General features: G+C 69.5%; 16 protein-coding genes. 11 read left to right on the top strand and 5 right to left on the bottom strand.

Features of this window, described 5'->3' with window-relative positions:
* Positions 1–185 precede the first annotated feature (185 nt).
* The 3 genes from ACWGI6_RS15940 to ACWGI6_RS15930 all read left to right on the top strand — a co-directional run bounded on the left by ACWGI6_RS15940 (position 186) and on the right by ACWGI6_RS15930 (position 3,746).
* Positions 186–1,001, top strand: a complete 816-nt coding sequence (locus ACWGI6_RS15940) for a Tat pathway signal sequence domain protein (RefSeq protein WP_453268052.1) — start codon at positions 186–188, stop codon at positions 999–1,001.
* A gap of 52 nt (positions 1,002–1,053) precedes the next feature.
* Positions 1,054–2,394, top strand: a complete 1,341-nt coding sequence (locus tag ACWGI6_RS15935; RefSeq protein WP_453268051.1) for a copper amine oxidase — start codon at positions 1,054–1,056, stop codon at positions 2,392–2,394.
* A gap of 101 nt (positions 2,395–2,495) precedes the next feature.
* Positions 2,496–3,746 carry an SAV2148 family HEPN domain-containing protein gene (locus ACWGI6_RS15930; protein ID WP_453268050.1) on the top strand — a complete coding sequence of 417 codons (1,251 nt, stop codon included), beginning with the start codon at positions 2,496–2,498 and terminating at the stop codon, positions 3,744–3,746.
* Between the two features lie 102 nt (positions 3,747–3,848).
* On the opposite strand, the gene ACWGI6_RS15925 is transcribed toward ACWGI6_RS15930, so the two are convergent.
* Complete coding sequence (locus ACWGI6_RS15925; RefSeq protein ID WP_453268049.1) at positions 3,849–4,652, bottom strand: SDR family NAD(P)-dependent oxidoreductase; 804 nt, start codon at positions 4,650–4,652, stop codon at positions 3,849–3,851.
* A 307-nt stretch (positions 4,653–4,959) separates the two neighbouring features.
* Between ACWGI6_RS15925 and ACWGI6_RS15920 the strand changes: the two genes are divergently transcribed.
* The gene (locus tag ACWGI6_RS15920; RefSeq protein ID WP_453268048.1) at positions 4,960–5,679 is read left to right on the top strand and encodes an exonuclease domain-containing protein; all 720 of its coding nucleotides are present in this window, start codon (positions 4,960–4,962) and stop codon (positions 5,677–5,679) included.
* A 137-nt stretch (positions 5,680–5,816) separates the two neighbouring features.
* Here ACWGI6_RS15920 and ACWGI6_RS15915 read toward each other — a convergent pair whose 3' ends face one another.
* Positions 5,817–6,707 (bottom strand): aminoglycoside phosphotransferase family protein, encoded by an 891-nt coding sequence (locus tag ACWGI6_RS15915; protein WP_453268047.1) that lies wholly within the window; start codon positions 6,705–6,707, stop codon positions 5,817–5,819.
* A 247-nt stretch (positions 6,708–6,954) separates the two neighbouring features.
* Here ACWGI6_RS15915 and ACWGI6_RS15910 point away from each other — a divergent pair, with 247 nt between their 5' ends.
* The 7 genes from ACWGI6_RS15910 to ACWGI6_RS15880 all read left to right on the top strand — a co-directional run bounded on the left by ACWGI6_RS15910 (position 6,955) and on the right by ACWGI6_RS15880 (position 15,962).
* The gene (locus tag ACWGI6_RS15910; RefSeq protein ID WP_453268046.1) at positions 6,955–7,896 is read left to right on the top strand and encodes a carbohydrate ABC transporter permease; all 942 of its coding nucleotides are present in this window, start codon (positions 6,955–6,957) and stop codon (positions 7,894–7,896) included.
* Positions 7,893–8,894 (top strand): carbohydrate ABC transporter permease, encoded by a 1,002-nt coding sequence (locus ACWGI6_RS15905; protein ID WP_453268045.1) that lies wholly within the window; start codon positions 7,893–7,895, stop codon positions 8,892–8,894. Before ACWGI6_RS15910 ends, ACWGI6_RS15905 begins: the two co-directional genes overlap by 4 nt.
* Positions 8,894–10,225, top strand: coding sequence for an ABC transporter substrate-binding protein (locus tag ACWGI6_RS15900; protein ID WP_453268044.1), 1,332 nt, complete (start codon positions 8,894–8,896; stop codon positions 10,223–10,225). The genes ACWGI6_RS15905 and ACWGI6_RS15900 overlap by 1 nt, the downstream gene beginning before the upstream one ends.
* Before the next feature lie 455 nt (positions 10,226–10,680).
* Entirely contained in the window at positions 10,681–11,886 is a 1,206-nt protein-coding gene (locus ACWGI6_RS15895) for a S8 family serine peptidase (RefSeq protein WP_453268043.1), read from the top strand.
* Positions 11,887–12,278: 392 nt separating this feature from the next.
* The gene (locus tag ACWGI6_RS15890; RefSeq protein ID WP_453268042.1) at positions 12,279–13,142 is read left to right on the top strand and encodes a dienelactone hydrolase family protein; all 864 of its coding nucleotides are present in this window, start codon (positions 12,279–12,281) and stop codon (positions 13,140–13,142) included.
* A 236-nt stretch (positions 13,143–13,378) separates the two neighbouring features.
* Positions 13,379–14,467 carry a glycosyltransferase family 2 protein gene (locus ACWGI6_RS15885; RefSeq protein ID WP_453268041.1) on the top strand — a complete coding sequence of 363 codons (1,089 nt, stop codon included), beginning with the start codon at positions 13,379–13,381 and terminating at the stop codon, positions 14,465–14,467.
* 508 nt (positions 14,468–14,975) lie between these two features.
* Positions 14,976–15,962, top strand: a complete 987-nt coding sequence (locus ACWGI6_RS15880) for an LLM class flavin-dependent oxidoreductase (protein ID WP_453268040.1) — start codon at positions 14,976–14,978, stop codon at positions 15,960–15,962.
* A gap of 131 nt (positions 15,963–16,093) precedes the next feature.
* Here ACWGI6_RS15880 and ACWGI6_RS15875 read toward each other — a convergent pair whose 3' ends face one another.
* From ACWGI6_RS15875 to ACWGI6_RS15865, 3 genes are all read right to left on the bottom strand, one after another.
* Complete coding sequence (locus ACWGI6_RS15875) at positions 16,094–17,083, bottom strand: DMT family transporter (protein ID WP_453268082.1); 990 nt, start codon at positions 17,081–17,083, stop codon at positions 16,094–16,096.
* 208 nt (positions 17,084–17,291) lie between these two features.
* Positions 17,292–18,299, bottom strand: coding sequence for an ATP-grasp domain-containing protein (locus ACWGI6_RS15870; protein ID WP_453268039.1), 1,008 nt, complete (start codon positions 18,297–18,299; stop codon positions 17,292–17,294).
* A 31-nt stretch (positions 18,300–18,330) separates the two neighbouring features.
* Complete coding sequence (locus tag ACWGI6_RS15865; protein ID WP_453268038.1) at positions 18,331–19,512, bottom strand: ATP-grasp domain-containing protein; 1,182 nt, start codon at positions 19,510–19,512, stop codon at positions 18,331–18,333.
* Positions 19,513–19,541: the final 29 nt, after the last annotated feature.

Here is a 19,541-nt window from a genome sequence, read left to right as displayed (position 1 = left end):
CGGAACAGATCGAAATCTTTCCCCAATTTTTCGCAACTTCTCGCACACAGAGGGCTTTTCGCGGGATCTCCGCTCAATGGTGGGCAACCTGTCGCGATGTCGGATCGTCCTACTGGTCGTCCTACTGGAGGACGGACGGGGGGATCCGACATGCGTGTCACGGGACGTGACAACAGGGGGGAACCGTGCACCACCTGATGCACCGCCACCTCGGCAAGGTCCTCGCGGGCGCCGCCCTCGCGCTGACCGGCACCGCCGTCATGGCCGCGATCACCTTGCCCGCCGGCGCCGGCGCCGCGGACGGAACGAACGGCGGGAGCCGGCCCGCCGCGGCCGGCCCGCCCGCACCGGGACACGACCCGGGACCACCGCCGCCCGGCGTCGTCGAGGCAGCCCGCCCACAAGGGGAGCGCGGCCGCGGACGGGACCCGCTCACCGACGACGAACTCCGGCGGGCCGAGGACCTGGCACTGCCACGCACCCGGCGCGGCGCCGCCGCCGATGTCACCGGACGGCCCGGGCCCGAACGCCTCACCACCGACCTGGCCGAACTCGCCCCCTCGGAGACCGGGCTCGCCGACCCGCCGCGCCGGGCGCTGGTCTCCTTCTACGACTACAAGAGCGACAGCTACGTCACCAGGACCGTCAACCTCACGACCTCGAAGGTGGAGTCGACGGACACCCAGCACGGCGTCCAGCCCCCGCCCAGCCACGCCGAGGCCGTCGAGGCGGCCCGGCTGCTGATCGCCGCCCCGCTGGGCTCCGGGCTGCGCCAGGACTATCGCGATGCCACCGGACGCGAGCTCACCGGGCCGGATCCGCTCGCCGTGACCGGCTTCGTCTACCGCGGCCGCGCGGAAGGCGAAGCGCCGGGCGCCCTGGGTGACTGCGGGCAGCACCGCTGCATCCGCCTCTTCACCAAGGTGAAGAACGGCCGGTGGATCGACACCCGCCGCTTTGTGATCGACCTCAGTGCCCGCACCGTCGCCCGCCTCGGCTGACCGCGCCCCGGTACCGCCGACCCCCACCACTCCTTTCCCAGGAGCCCCTGACATGCCCCAAAGACGTCCTGCCGGCACCCGCCGCCCGCGCCGCCGCGCCGCGGTCCGCACCGCCGTCCCCCTGCTGCTCATGGCGACCGCCCTGCTGACCGGCCCGTCGGCCCAGGCCGTGCCCGAAGCCCCCGCGGCTCCGGCCGCCGGCGCCCCTGCCCCCCGCTGCAGCGCCGCCTACCGCATCACCCAGACGCTCGACGGCGGCACCGTCTGGCGGATGTGCTGGCACTACGAAGGCAATGCCGGCCTCGTCCTGGACGACGTCTCCTACCAGCCCAAGGGCGAACGCGCCCCGATCAAGGTGCTCACCACCGCCAAGCTCGCCCAGATCCATGTCCCTTACGACGACGGAGGGAACGAATACGACGACCTCACCGGTCAGGGCTTCGCCCAGGGCCTGATGAAGCTCGACCCCGCCGAATGCCCCGGCGGCACCATCAAGACCGTCCGGGTCCCGGGGGCCTATGACCCCGCGCACCCCGACGTCAGCGGCCTGTGCGCCACCACCCGCGCCCGTGGCCACGCCTACCGGATGGGCCCCTACCCCGGCGAGCACGCCAAGACCTACCAGCTCCAGGGCAAGGACCTGCTGCTCTACACCGTCAACAAGGTGGGCTGGTACGAGTACATCAGCGAGTGGCGGTTCTCCGGCGACGGCACCATGACCCTGCAGGCCGGCGCCACCGGCACCGTTTCACCCGGCGACTACGACGCCGGCGACGGCCGTGGCGCGCCGCTCGGCAAGGGCGCCAAGGACTACGCCACCAGCCACAGCCACAACGTCTTCTGGCGGCTGAACTTCGGCCTGGACGGCTCCGCCGCCAACAAGGTCGAGCAGTTCGACTCCGCCACCACCGTCCGGCCCGGTGGCCGCACCCCCACCATCCGCACCACCCGTACCCCCGTCACCAAGGAGCTGGCCGGGGACTCCGGCGCGCTGCGCTGGTGGCGGGTGGTGAGCGCCACCGGCAGGAACCAGGACGGCCACCCGCGCTCGTACGAGATCGTCCCGGGCGCCACCACCAAGTACACCGGGCGCAGTTACACCACACACGACATCTATTTCACCGAGTACAACAAATGCGAGCAGTTCGCCAGCAACAACCTGGCCAACTGCGGCGCCCATGCCGGCAAGAGCGTCGACACCTGGGTCAACGGCCAGCCGCTGAAACACCCCATCGCGTGGGTCAATGTCGGGTTCCATCACATCGCCAGGGACGAGGACCAGGAGCCCATGCCTGTTCACTGGCAGGGATTCCAGCTGGTGCCCCGTGACGTCACCGCTATGAATCCGCTCACTCCACCCGCGCTGGCCGGGCACAACGGGCACTATGGATAAGGGGAGTTGGTAACCGACTCGATCCATCCTGCTGCACCGTCTCCCGCACCGCAGTAGTCTGCCTTGATCGTTGGCACGGGGGTTCGGGAAGGCGGTGGCAGGTGAGCGGCGGGCTGGAGTTGCCCCCTGGTGACGAGAGTCATGAGGGCCATGAGGGCGGCTCCCTCGACGCACCGCCCGGCGCGGTGTCCCTGGCGCGACCGCTGGAGATCGGGGCGGAGCTGGACTGGGGCGCCGACGCCTGGAGCGAGGTGCGCACCCGGGCCCGGCGGGCCGGCCGCGCCTACATCTGGCTGAATCTCGTCGAGCAACGGCTGCGGGCCGTCGTCTCGGCCGTCCTGCGGCCCATCTACGAGCCGGTGCACGGCGACGAATGGGTCATCGCCGCGGCCGGGCCCGCCGGACAGGAGTGGGTCCAGCGCGCGGTCGCCGTCCGCGAGGTCAGCCGCCGCAAGGGCTACCTCCTCGACCCCGCCGACGACAACATCGTCAGCTTTCTGACGCTCCCGCAACTCCGCGAACTGATGGTCCAGCACTGGCCCTGCTTCGAGCCGTACTTCGACGACCGCCGCGATGTCGAGCTGGCCCTTGACGAACTGGAGGTCGCCCGCAACATCGTCTCCCGCAACCGCGCCCTGTCCGAGACGGTCCTCGCCCAGGCCGAGCGCGCCTCCGCCCGCCTCCTGGACATACTCGGCTCCGGCGTCGGCACCCGTATCTCCGGCCGGCTGCCCATCGACGCGGTGGAGGACCTCGTCGGCGACCGCTACGCCGACGTGATCGGTGTGCACTCCGACCGGGTGCGGCTGCAGCGCCAGCTCCCCGCCGAGGACCTCTTCGGCAACGCCCGCCGGCTCGACGCCGTCGGCATAGGGCTGAACCTCCTGGTCCAGAACTACTCGGGCCGCCGCCTGGTCCGGCTCGCCGTATCCGGCTGCCGCGTCCGCCTGCTCTTCCTCAACCCGGCCAGCAGCGCGGTCCGCCGCCGGGAGCGCGAAATCGGCCTGAAGAAGGGCGAGATGAGCCGCTCCATCGAGATGAACATCCTCCACATGCGACGGGTGCGCGCCCGGCTGCGCGACCCCGGTGCCTTCGAGATCCAGGTCTTCGACGAGACCCCGCGCTTCACCGCCTACCTCGTCGACGGTGACGGCCCCGACGGCGTGGCCGTCGTCCAGCCCTACCTCCGCAAGAGCCGTGGCATGGAATCCCCCGTCCTCGTCCTCCGCGGCGGCGGCCGGGAGGTCGTCCGCCAGGACGCTCGGGACGCCCGCGACGGCGACCACGGCCTCTTCGAGACCTACCGGGAGGAATTCGAGAGCATGTGGGCGGATTCGCGGCCGGTTTCCTGACCGGCTGCCGCCCCGCCACCGGCGGGCGGCACCGGAGGTTGCCGGCCGGAGGGGGAAAGGGGAGAGGGGCGAAGGGGCCGGGAGGCACGAGACGGGCGCGCCTTACGGCGTCCCCGTGATCCCTCCGTCGACCCGCAGCTCGATGCCGTTGACGTAATCGGCCAGCGGGCTCGCCAGGTAGGCGACCGCGGCGGCGATGTCCTCCGGGCGCCCCAGCCGTCCGCTTGGGTTCGGCGCATACCCGGCGACGATCTCCGCTTCGTCCGGTCCGCCGTCCGGGTCCGTCCCGGTGCCGTCGCCCGCCGCCGCACGCTCCTCGAACATCCGGGACATGGAGGGGGTGACGATCACCCCCGGGCTCACACAGTTCGCGGTGACCCCGGTCCCGGCGAGGTGCCGGGCCAGGCTGGTGGTCATGTTCACCACGGCGGCCTTGGCCGCGGAGTACGCCACCATGTTGGGCAGCGGTGTCCGCACCGCCCGGCTGCCGATGGTGATCACCCGGCCCCAGCCGTGCGCACGCAGCGACGGCAGCAGTGTCTGACTGACCCGCACGGTCGGCAGCACGTTTCCCTCGAAGGCGGCCCGCCAGTCGGCCGGCCGGGAAGTCTCCCAGTCGTGCTCGGCGAACGGACCGGCATTGTTGACGAGGATGCGGGCCCCGAAGTCGCGTGCGGTGAGGGCGACCTGTTCGGCGATGCCCGGTTCCGTCAGATCGCCGAGCACCACTTCGGCCCGTACGCCGCGGGCCGCGACCTGCTCGGCGACGACCGCCGCGGCTCCCGCGTTGCGCCCGTGCACGAGGACCTCGCAGCCCTCGTCGGCCAGCATCTGGGCGATCGTCGCCCCGATCCCCGAACTGCTGCCCGTCACCAGCGCGCCGTGTCCTGCCAGCCGTAGGTCCATGGCGGTCAGCCTAGGGCCTGACCCGTCGGACCGGGCCGAGGTGTATTGACCCGGAGCATGGATCGCACGGCTGAGGGGCGGGTTGCCGTTGGGCGCGGTGTGGCAGCGGTTGCTGCGCTGCCCGTGACGGGTGGCCGGTCGATTGTCAGTGGTGCGTGCGAGAGTGGGCGGGCAACGGGGGAAGTACCACTGAAGGAGGCCGCATGAGCGAGCGCAGCGTGGGGGTCTCCCCGGCCCAGGGCCGGGGGAGAAGCAAGGAGAGGGGCGCGCCGAGCGAGTGCGAGGCCGAGCGAAGCGAGGTTTCGGCATGAGTTGGCATCAGGAGCTGCTGGTCAGCTTCGACCTGGAGACCACAGGCACCGATGTCGAGCAGGACCGCATCGTCACCGCCGCGCTGATCCGGCTGGAGGGGGACGGCCGCGCGGTCGCGCAGCACACCTGGCTGCTCGACCCAGGGGTGCCGATTCCTGATGAAGCGGCGGCTATTCATGGCATTTCGACCGTATATGTCCAAGAGCATGGCCGACCGCCGGCGACCGCGATAGAGGAAATCACCGAGGCGCTGGCCGATGCCCTGCGCGCGGACATCCCGCTGGTGGTGATGAACGCCCGCTATGACCTCTCCCTCCTGGACCGCGAGTGCCGGCGCCACGGCCTGCGGACACTGACCGAACGACTCGGACACGCCCCCGCGCCGGTCATCGACCCCCTCGTCCTGGACAAGCATGTGGACCGCTACCGCAAGGGGAAGCGCGCGCTGCAGGCGCTCTGCGGTCACTACGGCGTCCGGCTCGACGGCGCCCACGAAGCGGGCGCCGACGCGGCGGCCGCGGCCGGGGTCGCCCGGCGCATCGGGGAGACGTACCCGGCCGTCGCCATCCCGTCGCCCCGTGCGCTGCACGCCCTCCAGGAGCAGGTGGCCGCCGAACAGGCCGCCTCGTTCCAGGCGTATTTGCGGCGATCCGGCGACCCACAGGCGATAGTCGAGCAGGCCTGGCCCCTGATCCCGTACCAGGCCAAGGCCTGAGCCGGAGCGGTAGCGCACCGGCAAGGCCGTGCGGCGTGCCGGACCCCGCGAACTCCCGCCACAACAGGGCCCTCCCGGCACAACAGGGTCCTGTCTCCCCGCTCAGCAGGCCCGGCCCCGGGCTCCGGCCGCCCCGCTCAGAAGGGGTACCACCGCACCGTCGCGTCCTTGTCGCGCAGTGAGGCGATCCGGCGCCGGAACTCCTTGAGTGCCGCCGGGTTTCCGGGCGCGTGCTGGGACACCCAGGCGCAGCTCGCCGTCTCCCGGGACCCGCGCAATACGGCGCAGCCCTCCCAGTCCCGTACGTCCCATCCGTATACGGACACAAAGGTGTCGTACGCGTCCGGGGACAGGCCGTAGCGGTCCCGGCTCAATGCCATCACGACCAGGTCGTGTTCCCGCAGATCGGAGGAGAAGGTTTCCAGGTCGACCAGCACCGGTCCGTCGGGCCCGACATGAACGTTGCGGGTCAGCGCGTCGCCATGGATGGGGCCGCGGGGCAGATGCGGCTCCAGGGCGGTGGCGGCCGCCGCGAACGCATCCCGCCGCCCCCGCAGATACTCCGCGTCCGGCGCCGACACGGCGTCGCCGGCCAGCCGCAGCCAGCGCTCGACGCCACCGAGCAGTTCGCGCCGGGGCAGCGCGAACGGCGGCTCCGGCAGGGCATGGACCAGCTTCAGCAGGGCGGCGAGATCGTCCGGCCCGGCGGGGCGGACGGCCTCCGGCAGCCGCTGCCAGTACGTGACGGGGTGTCCGTCGACCAAGGTGGCCACGGGCTCCGCGGCCCGTACGGCCGGCACCCCCTCGGCCGCCAGCCACCGCGCCACCCCCAGTTCCCGCTCGGCCCGCTCCAGGAGTTCGGCGCTGCGGCCCACCCGTACGACCGGCCCGTTGTCGCCGAGGGCGAAGACGGCGTTCTCGCCGAGCGAGAGCAACGCGGCGTCGGCTGCCGCATCGGGGCGTCCGGCCGCGGCCAGTACGTCCCGGGCGCGCGCTTCCGTGAAGGCGGCGGGGCTCGGTTCGGTCATCGGAATGCCTCCTGCGGTGCGTGAACGCGACCAGTGTCGCAGGTCCGTCGGAGCCCCCCGGGAGACCTCCCAGGTGGGGAGATCCTCCGGGGAATCCGGCCAGGACCTTGACGGATGTGGCCGCCGTCACGACGATGACGGCGGCCGGGAGCGGCCGACGGGGGAGAGGGGCAGCGATGGCAGCAGTGCCGACGGCGGGGGTTCACGGCGGAAGACCGACCGAGCCGTGCCCTGAGGAGTCCCTGCCGTGACGCCGGCGACTGCGCCACAGCGGTCAAACGCAGCGGCCGCTGACCGTGCCGCCCGAACCCGGCGTGATCACGGCGCCTGGTTCCTCGTGCTGCCTGCGCTCATCCCGATCCTGGTACTGAGCGTGGGGCCGCTGCTCTACGGCATCGGACTGGCGTTCACCGACGCCCAGTCGGGCCGGACCCAGGCCACCCGCTTCGTGGGGCTGCTGAACTTCTCCGATCTGTTCCAGGACTCCCTGTTCTGGGACTCCTTCCGGATCGGCCTGGTCTGGGCGTTCGGGGTCACCGTCCCGCAGTTCTTCCTCGCCCTCGGTCTTGCCCTGCTGCTCCATCTCCCCCTGCGGCTGCGCTGGCTGGCACGGGCGCTGGCGATCATTCCGTGGGCGATGCCGGAGATCGTCGTCGGCATCATGTGGCGGCTGGTCTACCACCCGGACGCCGGCATCCTGAACGAGACGCTGCGCGGCCTCGGCCTGTCCGGAGCCGGCGATGGCCGGGACTGGCTGAGCGGCCTGGCCACCGCCCTGCCCGCGGTCATCGTCGTCGGCATCTGGGCCGGGATGCCGCAGACCACCGTGACCCTTCTGGCCGGCCTGCAGCATGTGCCACGCGAACTGCACGAGGCCGCGGCCATGGACGGCGCGGGCGCCTGGCGCCGCTTCCGTACCGTCACCTGGCCCGCCCTCAGGCCCATCGCGCTCTCCGTCACCGCGCTCAACTTCATCTGGAACTTCAACTCCTTCGCCCTGGTCTTCGTGCTGACCGACGGCGGACCCGGCGGCCGGACCCGGCTGCCGATGCTCTTCGCGTACGAAGAGGCCTTCCGCTACGGGCAGTTCGGCTACGCCGCCACGATGGGCCTGGCGATGGTCGCGGTGATCTCGGTCCTGCTGGCCGTCTACCTGGCGGGCCGGCTGAAGGGGGACGACGACCGGTGAGCGGCACGAATGACCACGGCAGGAAGACCGGGGACGGAAAGCTCCGCGGCAGGAAACCCGAGGACACGGAACGCAGCAGCGGCAGGAACGGCAGCCGTACGCATGACCTCGGCAGCCCGGCGAGGCGCAGGAGCGCCTCGCGGCGGGGGGCGGGGAACGCCGTCACCGTCCGGCGCACCGCCACCCGCACCGGCCAGTACGCCGGGCTCCTCGCCTATCTCGCCTTCCTCGCCCTCCCCTTCCTCTGGCTGATCTCCACCGCCTTCAAGCCACCACGTGAACTCGGCAGCATTCACCCCACGTGGATACCCGAGGCGCCCACCCTGGAGAACTTCCGGCAGGCCTTCGCCCAGCAGCCACTGCTGGCGGCGGCGGGCAACAGCCTGCTGGCCGCGGCGGTCTCCGCGCTGATCGCGATCGTGCTGGCGACCCCGATGGCGTATGTCCTGGCCCGCTACCGCAACCGTTTCTCGCGGGCGGCCACCGGCTGGGTCGTGATCAGTCAGGCTTTCCCCCTGGTACTGGTGATCATCCCGCTGTTCCTGATCCTGAAGGGGCTCCATCTGGTGGACTCCCGGATCGGTTTGATCATGGTCTATGTGGTCTGGTCGCTGCCGTTCGCCCTGTGGATGCTGACCGGCTACGTCCGGGCCGTACCACCCGAGTTGGAGGAGGCGGCGGCCGTGGACGGCGCCGGGCGGGTCCGTACGCTCGTCTCGGTCACCGCACCGCTGCTCGCGCCGGGCATCGTCGCCACCGCGCTGTTCGCCTTCATCACCGCCTGGAACGAGTTCTTCTTCGCCCTGGTCCTGCTCAAGTCCCCCGGGAAGCAGACGCTGCCCGTCGTGCTGACCCACTTCCTCGGGACGGAGGGCGTCGCCGACCTCGGCCCGCTCGCCGCCGCCGCACTCCTCGCCACCCTCCCGAGCCTGCTCCTCTTCGCCGTCATCCAGCGGCGGATCACGGGCGGGATGCTCGCCGGGGCGGTGAAGAGCTGATGCGCCACGATCACCACACCCCCACGCACCCGGCCCGTTTCACCCGGCGGGGCCTGCTCGCGGCCACCGCCGCACTGCCCGCCGCGGCCCTGCTGCCGGGCTGTTCCGACGACCGGCGAGGGCGCGCGTCCGGCGGCCGGATCACCCTGCGCTTCCAGTCGCTGGCCTGGCAGCAGGACTCCCTCAAGGCCAACAAACAGCTGGTCGCCGAATGGAACAGACAGCACCCCGATGTCCAGGTGCAGTACGTCCAGGGTGCCTGGTCCACCGTCCACGACCAGCTCCTGACCTCCTTCGAGGGCGGCGAGGCGCCGGACATCGTCCACGACGCCTCGGACGACCTCGCGGACTTCGCCTACGGCGGGGACCTCGCCGACCTCACCTCCCTCCTGCCGCCGCGCCTCCGGCGCGACATCCCGCAGCAGAGCTGGGAGACCGCCACGTTCGACGGCCGGGTCCATGGCGTCCCGTTCCTCCAGGAGCCGCGGGTGCTGATCGCGAACCGCGCGAAGCTGCGCCGGGCCGGGGTGCGCATCCCCACCCCCGAACACCCCTGGACCTGGGAGGAGTTCGGGGAGGTGGCGCAGCGGCTGACCCGCGGCACCGACCACGGCGTGGCCTGGCCGCTGAAGGAACCGGTCTCGGCCACCCTCAATCTCGCCCTGTCCACGGGCGGCCGGATGTTCCACCGCCGCCCCGACGGCAAGGTGGAGGTCCGCTTCGACGCCGTCGACCAAGTGGTGCCGCGTGCCATCCACGACCAGGTGAACGTCGACCGCAGCGCTTCCCGTACGACCCTGGGCATGGGCGGCTCCGACACCCTCCCGGGCTTTTTCGCCGGGCGCTATGCGATGGTGCCGCTCGGCTTCTCCTACCGACAGCAGATCGTCCAGCAGGCACCCAAGGGTTTCGACTGGACGGTGCTGCCCGCTCCCAAGGGCACCGCCCTCGACCAGGGGGTCAGCCCGCAGACCCTGTCGATCGCCGAGGACTGCCCGCACAAGGAAGCGGCGATGGCCTTCATCGACTTCCTCCTCCGCCCGCCGAACATGGTCCGGCTCGCCCTGGGTGACTGGCTGTTGCCGACGGGACAGGAGGCACTCAAGGATCCGGCACTCCGGGTCGCCCGGTACGACTGGGCAACGGGCACCGCGCTGGCGAGCTCCCTCCGCTCCGCCCCGGCCCAGTCCGTCCGCGGCTATCCGGAGTGGAAGGACAAGATCGCCACCCCCGGTCTGCAGGAGTACTACAGCGGCGCAATCGACCTGGACACCTTGCGCAGGCGGCTCGTCAGGGACGGCAATCTGGTCCTGGCCCGCTATCAGCGCTGAGGGCGCCGGCACACACCAACCGGCTCGGCTACGGCACGAGCAGGCCGTCGAGCCCCGACAGCCGGCGGCGCGGCAGGCCTCGACGAGTGCGTAGCGCCCCACCAACTGGCCCTGGAACAAGCCGTAATGGGTGCGACGTGCCCCTCGTGGCAGGCCCTCCGTCCGGCCGCGGCGCTCCGGTCGGACTGATGCGCCGGCCATCCTGCCGTCACCCTCTATTGCGTCTGTGTAAACGGAGTTGAGCCTCTCCGGTTCAACTCATCGGCCCTTTTGACCGCTTCTGAAACATTTCCCATTTCAGTGGGCTTGTTGTCTATCTCACACGCTCCGGCGGACCTTGAATTGAACTCATCAATCAGACAGGGTTTCGAACCAGTCCGACGGAGATCTTCCGGTCTCTTCGGGCTATTGCGCAACGCTTTCCCCCCACACCACGAACGAGGAGAACCCTCGCAATGGCTCACAAGCGTTCCAGCAAGAAGCGGCTCGTCACGGCGATAGCCGCCGCGGTCGCCGCCACTGGCATCGCCACCGTCACCGCGGTCACCGCGGGTGCGTCGACCTCGGCCGAAGGCAAGATTTACGGAGCCGAGGCCAAGGGCGCCGTGAACGGCAGCTACATCGTCATGCTGAAGAACTCGGTGCGTACCGCCGAGAGCGGCGACCTGGCCGCCAAGTACGGCGGCAAGGTCAAGCGGCAGTACTCCTCCGCCATCGACGGCTTCTCGGCGACCGGTCTGAGTGCGGAAGAGGCCAAGCACCTCGCCGCCGACCCGTCCGTCGACAAGGTCGTGCAGAACAAGAAGTTCCACATCAGCGGCAGCCAGGCCAACCCGCCGTCGTGGGGCCTGGACCGCATCGACCAGGCGGACACCAAGGGCGACAAGAAGTACAACTACCCCGACGCCGCGGGTGAGGGCGTCACCGCCTACGTCATCGACACCGGCATCCACATCAGCCACAAGGACTTCGGCGGCCGTGCGTCGTACGGCTTCAACGCCATCGACAAGAGTGACAAGGCCGAGGACGACAACGGTCATGGCACGCATGTCGCGGGCACCATCGCCGGTACCGAGCACGGTGTCGCCAAGAAGGCCAAGGTCGTGGCGGTCAAGGTCCTCGACGGCGAGGGCTCCGGCAGCACCGAGCAGGTCGTCGCGGGCATCGACTGGGTCACCAAGAACCACAAGGGCCCCTCGGTTGCCAACATGTCGCTCGGCGGCGGAGTGGACGAGGCACTGGACGCGGCCGTGAAGAAGGCCATCGACGCCGGTGTCACCTTCGGTGTCGCGGCGGGCAACGAGTCCGCCGACGCGGGCCAGAGCTCCCCGGCGCGCGTGAAGGAGGCCATCACCGTGGCCTCCAGCACCAAGGACGACCAGCAGTCCGACTTCTCCAACTTCGGCAGCGTGGTGGACCTTTACGCTCCCGGCTCCGACATCACCTCGGACTGGAACACCGGCGACGACGCCACCAAGACCATCTCCGGTACGTCCATGGCGACCCCGCACGTCGTCGGTGCCGCCGCGGTCTACCTGGCCGGTCACAAGGACGCCAAGCCGGCGGACGTGGAGAAGGCCCTGACGGGCGGCGCCACGACCGACAAGATCGCGAACCCCAGCGAGGGAACGCCCAACAAGCTGCTGAAGGTCGTCGAGTAATCACCTCGCCTCCTCAGCTCCACCTGCCGGCCGTCGCGCTCGCCCCCACGGGGCGCGGCGGCCGGCGTCGTTGTGTTCCGCGGCGGTGGTTTTGGGGGCCGCGGTCCGGTGGGGCGCGGTTCGATGGGCTGTGGTCCGACGGGATGCGGTCCGGGGCTGGTGGTCCGAGGGGCTGCGACGCCGACGCCGGGTCTCCATCAGCGGTACGGGGCCGACCAACTGACGGATCCGCTGAGGGCTGCATCGGCGTAAGTGGTGATCCGTGTGGCGAAGAGGTGGACGCACGCCAGAGGACCGCTCGGTAGTCTCGCGTGGAAACCGCGCCGGAGGGGGCCGGGCGCCCTGTTCGAAGAGCGGTCCCCGACCGGCACCGACCAGGACGGTGGCAATCCATGGCAGATCACGACCTGACCGGCTTCGACCGCAGCACTTTCACCCATGACGGCAATACGCGCCGGATACTGCGGCGCGGCACGGGGCCCGCGGTAATCGTGATGGCGGAAATACCCGGTATTACGCCCAAGGTCCTGGAATTCGCGGAACGTGTGGCCGCCATCGGCTGCACGGCCGTGCTCCCGGTACTTTTCGGCAGGCCCGGCCGCGATGCCGGACCTGACGCCGGCCGGCTGAAGTCGGGGCTCTACACGGCCTCGTCGATGGGGAAGGTCTGCGTGAGCCGGGAATTCACCGTGCTGGCCACCGGAAAAACCTCCCCCGTGGTGACCTGGCTGCGAGCCCTGGCGGCGCACGAGCATCAGCGCTGCGGCGGCCCCGGCGTCGGGGCCGTCGGTATGTGTCTCACCGGCGGCTTCGCCCTCGCCATGGCCGCCGATGAGCGCCTGCTCGCCCCCGTCCTGTCCCAGCCGTCCCTGCCGCTGCCCCTCACCAGGAGCCGGGCCGCCGGTATCGATATCTCCGCCGAAGATCTCGCCGCGGTCCGGGGCCGCTGCGAGCGTGAAGACCTTCGGGTCATGGGGCTGCGGTTCCGTTCGGACCGATTGGTACCGGGCGACCGGTTCGCCTTACTGCGCCGCGAACTCGGTGCTGCCTTCACCGCCGTCGAACTGGACGACTCCGCCGCGAATCCCGATGCTGTGCTGTCGCCGCACTCCGTGCTGACCGAGCACCTCATCGACGAACCCGGCCAGCCGACCCGCGCCGCGCTGGACGAGGTGCTCGACCTCTTCCGCACCCGCCTGCTCGGACAGCACCGCGACACGACGGCGGAAGCACCGGTCACTCCCGAAGGCGCCTGACCCGAGATCTCTGTGCCCCGTCAGCTCACGGACGCACACGGTGCGACAACTCACCCCCTCCCTCGGTGAGTTATCCACAGGAGGCGCCCTCCGGAACCGCGTGAGGCGTCGCGTCGCTACGGTCGGTGACATGCACGGAGGACTGCCGTTCATCGGCATCAGCACCATGGTCTACGGCGTGATCGGACTGTTCACCGTCGTGGTCAGCGCGATCCGCAAGAAAGGGGGAGACCGATATGCACACCATCACCGTCATCGTTCCTGCCCACAACGAGGAGGAGGGACTGTCGGCCACACTGGAGTCCCTCGCCCGGCAAACCGTACGGCCTGACCGGATCCTGGTCGTGGACGACGCCTCCACGGACCGTACGGGAGAGGTGGCGGCCTCACACGGAGTGACGGTACTGCGCCCGGCGCACAATCTCGGCAGCAAGGCCAAGGCGCAGAACTACGCCCTTCCGCAGTGCACCACCGACCTCGTCCTGGCCGTCGACGCGGACACCGTCCTCGCACCGGACTACATCGAGACGGTCCTGCCCGTCTTCGACGACCCCGGCGTCTCGATCGCGGCGGGCACGGTCCGCACCCGCCATACCCGCACGATCTGGGAGCGCGGGCGTTCCACCGAGTATCTCTTCGGCTTCCATTGGCATCGCCCCATCCAGGCCAGGGCCAACAGCCCCATGGTGTGCTCGGGTTGCTGCTCCGTCTTCCGGCGCGACGATCTGATGGCCTTCGGCGGATTTCCCGAGCGGACCATCGTCGAGGACATGGATTACACCTGGTCCCAGCAGATCGCGGGCAGACGTGCGGTCTACGTCTCCGACGCGGTCGCCCTGGCCGCCGACCCGGAAGACCTCACCTACCTCCGCAAACAGGTCTGGCGCTGGATGGCCGGCTTCTGCCAGAACGTCCGGCTGCACCTGGGACGGCTGGTCGTACACAAACCTCTGCTGGCGGTCTGGGTGCTGCTCGCCCTCCTGGAGATCCTCACCGCACCGCTCTGGTGGGCGACACCGTTCGTCCTCGCCGCGACGACGGACCAGTCACCCGCACTCGCCTTCGCCTGGTGGGCCGGAGCCGAACTCCTGTTGACAATGCCCCCGCTCATCTACGCCGCCCGCCGCCGCAAACTCCCGCTGCCGGGGGTGCTGCTGAACATCCCCTGCGTCTACGCAACCAAAGCCGTCAATCTCGTCTACGCCTGGAAGGCTCTCGTCGTGGAGTTGCTGCTGGTACCACTGCACTTGTCGCGGGGCCTGACGGTCTATGAGAAGGGGCGGGCCGATACTGCGTCGGTGCGGACGGCACTCGCAGGCGGGTGAAAAACACGCTACGACGAGGACGGGCGTCACGGAGCGGCCCCACCCGGCATCCCCGGCGGGCCGGGAGGGGCGGACTCTCGGTGGAGACGCACGCCGGGTCGAGGCGCTCTGGCGGGAGCGGAGCGGGACAAGAAGATCGGCCAACTCATCACCCCTGAACTCCGCACCCCCACATGACACCGCACCGGCGGCGGTCGGGTCCCGAGGTCCGGCCGCGACCGCCGTCTTCCAGGCGTCCGTCATCACCAACACCCCACGGTCTCCACGTATTTGGCGCCACTGGGTGACTTCCGACCTAGGAGGCCCTGAGGAGGAAGACGGGGGAGGGCCGGACATGTCATTGGCGGCCGACGTAGCGGCGCTTCACCGGGGGAGCCCGCTCCGTAGATCGGGCCGACTCGACTCCGACCGGTTGCGGCGGCGTATGCACCGCACCCGCGTTAGCTCTGTGGCCGCGAACAGGGAAGAACGGCACCCTCGTCGGACACTCGATCCCTATGCTGACGACATGATCGATGTACCGCTTTCGGCGCTGGAAGTCGCGATGGTTCAAACGGGGGCGCGAGCCGTGGAGACCCTGCGCGACACCGCCGCCTTCGCGCAGGGGCTGGAGCGGCTGGGCTACCGCCGGATCTGGTACGCGGAGCATCACCACTCACCGGCCATCGGCGCGTTCCCGCCTGTCGTGTTGACCGCGCACGCTGCCGCCTCGGCCTCGGTCATCCGTCTCGGTTCGGGCGGCGTACTGGCACCCAATCACGCACCCATCACCCTGGCGGAGCAGTTCGGAACGCTGGCCGCCCTGCACCCGGACCGCATCGACCTGGGTATCGGCCGCGGCCCTGGCACCTTCGACGAGGCCACCGCGCGGGCACTGCGCCGCGGGGCCGGACCGACGACGGATGCGGAGTACCACGGTGACGTGGCCGCGATCCTGTCCTTTCTGGTCGACGAAGTCGCACTCGGCCCGCTGCCGGAGCCCTGGCTGCTGTGCTCCAGCACCGCAGGTGCCGCTCTTGCCGCAGGACTCGGCCTGCCGATTGCCCTCGCACACCACATCCGGCCGGACAACACCCGTGCGGCGCTGGAACGTTACCGAGCGGAGTTCACCCCGTCCCGTTGGTGCGAGCAACCTCGGGTGCTGGTGTGCGTGGAGGCGGTGTGTGCGGAGACGGAAGAAGAATCCGCGTGGCTGGCCGGACCGATGGACGTCGTCAAAGCCGGGCTCCTCAAGGGTCTGAGTGAGATCCCCTTCCCCACGCCCACGGACGCGGCCGCCCACCCCTTCACGGAAAAGGAGCGACAGGCGCTGGCGGGCTTCCGCGCACGGCAAGCCGTCGGAACACCCGAGACCGTCGTAAACCGGCTTGCACAACTGGCTGCTGAGACCGGAGCAGACGAACTGATGCTGACCACACCCGTCTACGACCTCCACGACCGCATTCGCTCCTACGAACTCGTCAAGAAGTACTCCGAGGCCATGACAGCACCGTAGAAACCATGCCGCTGCAGGCGGCACTGATGAACGACGATCGTCATGTGTACGGCGAAGCACGCCGCGAAGGTCCCGGGCCTGCGACACAACCCCACAGGCCCACAGGGCCACGGGCCTTCAACGGCCGCCGCCTACCGTGCGGACTCCGCCGACGCGTCGGGCTCCGCAGCAGCGTCGAACTCCGCAGCCGCTCGGCTCCGTCGTGTGTCTTCCGGGACCTGGGCCTGCGCCTTCCCCCGCATCCGGGAGACCGCGACCCCGAACAGGCAGATGAGGCCACCGAGGAGCGTCAGCCGGCCGGGCACCTCGCCGAGGAACAGCCACGACATGAAGACGACGAGCACTGGTACCGCGTAGGTCGTGGCCCCCATCTTCCCGGCGGTGGTACGAGACACCGCGTAGGCCCAGGTGTTGAACGCAAGGGCCGTCGGGAAGACGCCCAGGTACACCATCTGCAACGTCGCCGACACCGGAGCCTGGCTCACCTGCGACACCAACTGGCCGGCGAACGGCAGGCAGGCCACCGCTCCGACGAGCGCACCGAACGTCGTCACCTGCATCGGTGTGGCGTGCTTCAACGTCGGCTTCTGCAGCACCACACCCACCGCGTACGCCACCGCCGCGAACAGGCACAGCAGTACACCGACGAGAGACGACTCTCCTCCGCCGGACGTGGAAAGCCCGACCACCACGGCTCCGACGAACGACACCGCCATGCCCGCCATCAGCTTGGGCGGGAAGCCTTCCTTCAGCAGCCACCCGCCCAGGAGCGCCATCAGGATCGGCCCGACATTGACGATCATGGAGGCCGTTCCGGCGTCCACCTCACGCTCACCCCAGTTCAACGCGACCATGTACGCGCCGAACCACAGGACTCCCGAGGCGATGATGCCGGGCCAGGCCTCGCGGGGCGGGAATCCACCCCGCCGGGCCAGCAGGATGGCGCTCAGCACGACAGACGCCACCGCCAGCCTGCCGAAGGCGAGCGCGCCGGGCCCGAAATGCGCAGCGGAGCTGCGGATCGCGATGAACGACGATGCCCACAGCGCCACGGTGACGCAGGCCGCGGCGAGCGCGCGGCCGTCCGCTCTGCCCGTGGACCTGCCCTTGCCGTCCGCCACTGTTGTTCCCACCCGCCGGCTCACGATCGCGTCCTCCCAGGACTCTCCGCGTGCGCTCAGCGCGCGCACGTGACCTGCAAGAAGCTTGCAAGAGCCGATGCTTGAGTGACAAGCGGGTAAGGGGAGCTCGTTCGAACACGTCGAGCAGGCGCCGCCCAGGTGGCCTTCAGGAGCGCATGTGCAGCAGGGTGGGGCAGCGGTCAGGGGGTCACCGCAGTTTCCCGGCGGTGCGCAGTGCGGCCAGTACGGTGTTGACGGCGTGGGAGGACTGGTCTTCCCCGGTGGCGCGCCGGTGGTAGTTGAGGCCGCCGGGGTTCTCCATGTTGACCTCGATCACATACGGGAAGGCGAGATCGATGCCCACGTAGAAGATGCCGTGGTTCATCATCCGCTTCCCCAGCCGGCGGACGAACTCGTCCTCCTCCGGAGTGAGGGTGAGCGCCTCGTAGCGGGCCCCCACGGTGGCATTGGCGCGGTTGTCGTTCTCGCGGTGGAAGCGCAGGAATCCCGTGACGGGGGTGTCGCCGGCGAGGACCACGCGCTTCTCGTTGGTACGTATGTTGGGGATGTATTCCTGTACCGCGGTGTGACGCTTGGCCATGCCGATGATGTCCCGGCCGTAGCTGACGTAGCGCGAGTTCGCGTTTCCGGTGGCGGAACTCAGCATCGCCGTGCTGTTGCGGTCGTTCTGGTTGACGACGTATACGTTCGCGCCGCAGCCCTCGTTGGTCGGTTTGATGACCCACGAGCGGTCGGCGTCGGACTCGACGAGGGTGTTGAGGAAGTCGAAGTCGTTCGACACATGCGAGACCGGCAGGTTCTCCGGGGGCACGATGGCGCCGAGATTGATTTTTGAGTTGAGGTAGAACAGCGCGGTCGCGTCATTGACGAACGGCACCCGCTGGTTGAGCAGCCACAGCAGCTGGAAGTAGTCGGTCAGCGCATCGGGATGGGTGCCCGCGAGGGCCCACACCAGGTCGAAGTCCTCGGCGGACGCATAGGACTGGCTCAGCGTGGGGAAGTCGCCGCCGGCGGCGAATTCCTCGGACAGCTTCACCTGGTCGCAGACCACGACGGAGTCGTGTACGGAGAGCGTGTCGATGTCTCCGATGTACACCTCGTGGCCTTCGCGGTACAGGGCGCTGGGGATGATCGAGTGGTTGTCGAGCTTGAATTTGTACGCCTCTGACACCAGGACCAGAATCTTGTACGGCACGGAACTCACCTTTCTCGGGGGATGGCGCTGCTTATGCGTCCGGGATTTCTTCGAGGTTGTCCAGAAGCCAGGCCTCAGCGGTGAGGAGACGCTGCTCCACCTCGGCGGTGTCGGCGCCGCGCACAATGACGAAGCACAGGTGCGAAGCGCTGTACAGCGTCACCGCGTCGGGCGCGATCTGCTCGTTGACCTCGTAGTGGTGCACCCAGGGGAACGGCGGCCTGCCGGGCAGCCGTACCGGGCGGCCCTGCGGCAGTAGCGAGACGGATCCGTGCACCTCGGAGGGCGGTTCGGCCGGCGGCGGCTCGACGTGCAGGCCGCACGACTGACGCAGCACGGCCGTGTGCAGGTCCACGCCGTAGGTGGCCCGGGTGAGCGCGGGAATGCGGTCACCGCCGACGCGTGACGCGATTTCGCACAGCACCAGTTCGTCGTCCGGAGTGTGGAACACCTCCAGGTGGTACGCGCTGACGTCGGCGGTGTCGAAGGCTTCGAGTACGCGGTCGAAGAACTCCTCCAGCCGCCGGGCGAATTTGCTCTCCGGACGTAACTGGAGCGAGCCGTTGTTCTCCCCGGAGAACACACCGAGGCAGCTGCGCAGATAGCGGGACGAGGCCACGAACCGGTAGCCGTCCGCCAGCACCGCGTCGACGTGGTACATCTGCCCCTCGACGAATTCCTCGACCATGAGGTCCTCGCGCCAGAGCCGTTGGCTGAACGCGAGGAGGTCGTCCTCGCCCCGCAACACGACGATGTCGCGTGAACCGCCCTGCTTCACCGGCTTGACGACGGCCGGGTAGCCGCATTCCTCGATGAAGCCGGTCAGATCGACGAACGTGTCGAGACGGGCGAAGCGGGCCGTGGGGACGGTCCGGCGCGCGACCTCCTTCATCACCACCTTGTCGCGGAAGGACAGCGCGCCGGCCGGGGACTGACCGGAGATGCCGAAGTCCGCACACATGCGGGCGACCCGTTCGAGGTCGTACTCATTGTCCGTGATGACGTGGGTGAACGGCCGCTCGCGTGCCAGCCGGCGAATCATCAATTCTGCGTAGGGCACGGCCTCGCAGTCCTTGACGTATTCGTACCGGGCCAGACTCTCGGTGTTCTTCAGCTCGTGGTGGCTGAACACCTGCAGCTTGTCGGCCAGTTCCGGCATCATGGCGGCATAGTCGAGCTTCGGGCCGTAGTTGATCACAGCGACATTGGTCATGGGGCGTCGGCCTCGCATTTCGGGAAAGC

Source organism: Streptomyces sp. NPDC054786, assembly GCF_053611685.1.
This window is presented reverse-complemented; position numbering and strand designations above follow the sequence as displayed.

What these genes read in the sequence shown, in the direction of transcription:
- ACWGI6_RS15935 (WP_453268051.1), top strand. Translation starts at nt 1,054, where the DNA reads ATGCCCCAAAGACGTCCTGCCGGCACCCGCCGCCCGCGCCGCCGCGCC.
- ACWGI6_RS15925 (WP_453268049.1), bottom strand. Translation starts at nt 4,652, where the DNA reads ATGGACCTACGGCTGGCAGGACACGGCGCGCTGGTGACGGGCAGCAGT.
- ACWGI6_RS15920 (WP_453268048.1), top strand. Translation starts at nt 4,960, where the DNA reads ATGAGTTGGCATCAGGAGCTGCTGGTCAGCTTCGACCTGGAGACCACA.
- ACWGI6_RS15915 (WP_453268047.1), bottom strand. Translation starts at nt 6,707, where the DNA reads ATGACCGAACCGAGCCCCGCCGCCTTCACGGAAGCGCGCGCCCGGGAC.
- ACWGI6_RS15900 (WP_453268044.1), top strand. Translation starts at nt 8,894, where the DNA reads ATGCGCCACGATCACCACACCCCCACGCACCCGGCCCGTTTCACCCGG.
- ACWGI6_RS15895 (WP_453268043.1), top strand. Translation starts at nt 10,681, where the DNA reads ATGGCTCACAAGCGTTCCAGCAAGAAGCGGCTCGTCACGGCGATAGCC.
- ACWGI6_RS15890 (WP_453268042.1), top strand. Translation starts at nt 12,279, where the DNA reads ATGGCAGATCACGACCTGACCGGCTTCGACCGCAGCACTTTCACCCAT.
- ACWGI6_RS15885 (WP_453268041.1), top strand. Translation starts at nt 13,379, where the DNA reads ATGCACACCATCACCGTCATCGTTCCTGCCCACAACGAGGAGGAGGGA.
- ACWGI6_RS15880 (WP_453268040.1), top strand. Translation starts at nt 14,976, where the DNA reads ATGATCGATGTACCGCTTTCGGCGCTGGAAGTCGCGATGGTTCAAACG.
- ACWGI6_RS15865 (WP_453268038.1), bottom strand. Translation starts at nt 19,512, where the DNA reads ATGACCAATGTCGCTGTGATCAACTACGGCCCGAAGCTCGACTATGCC.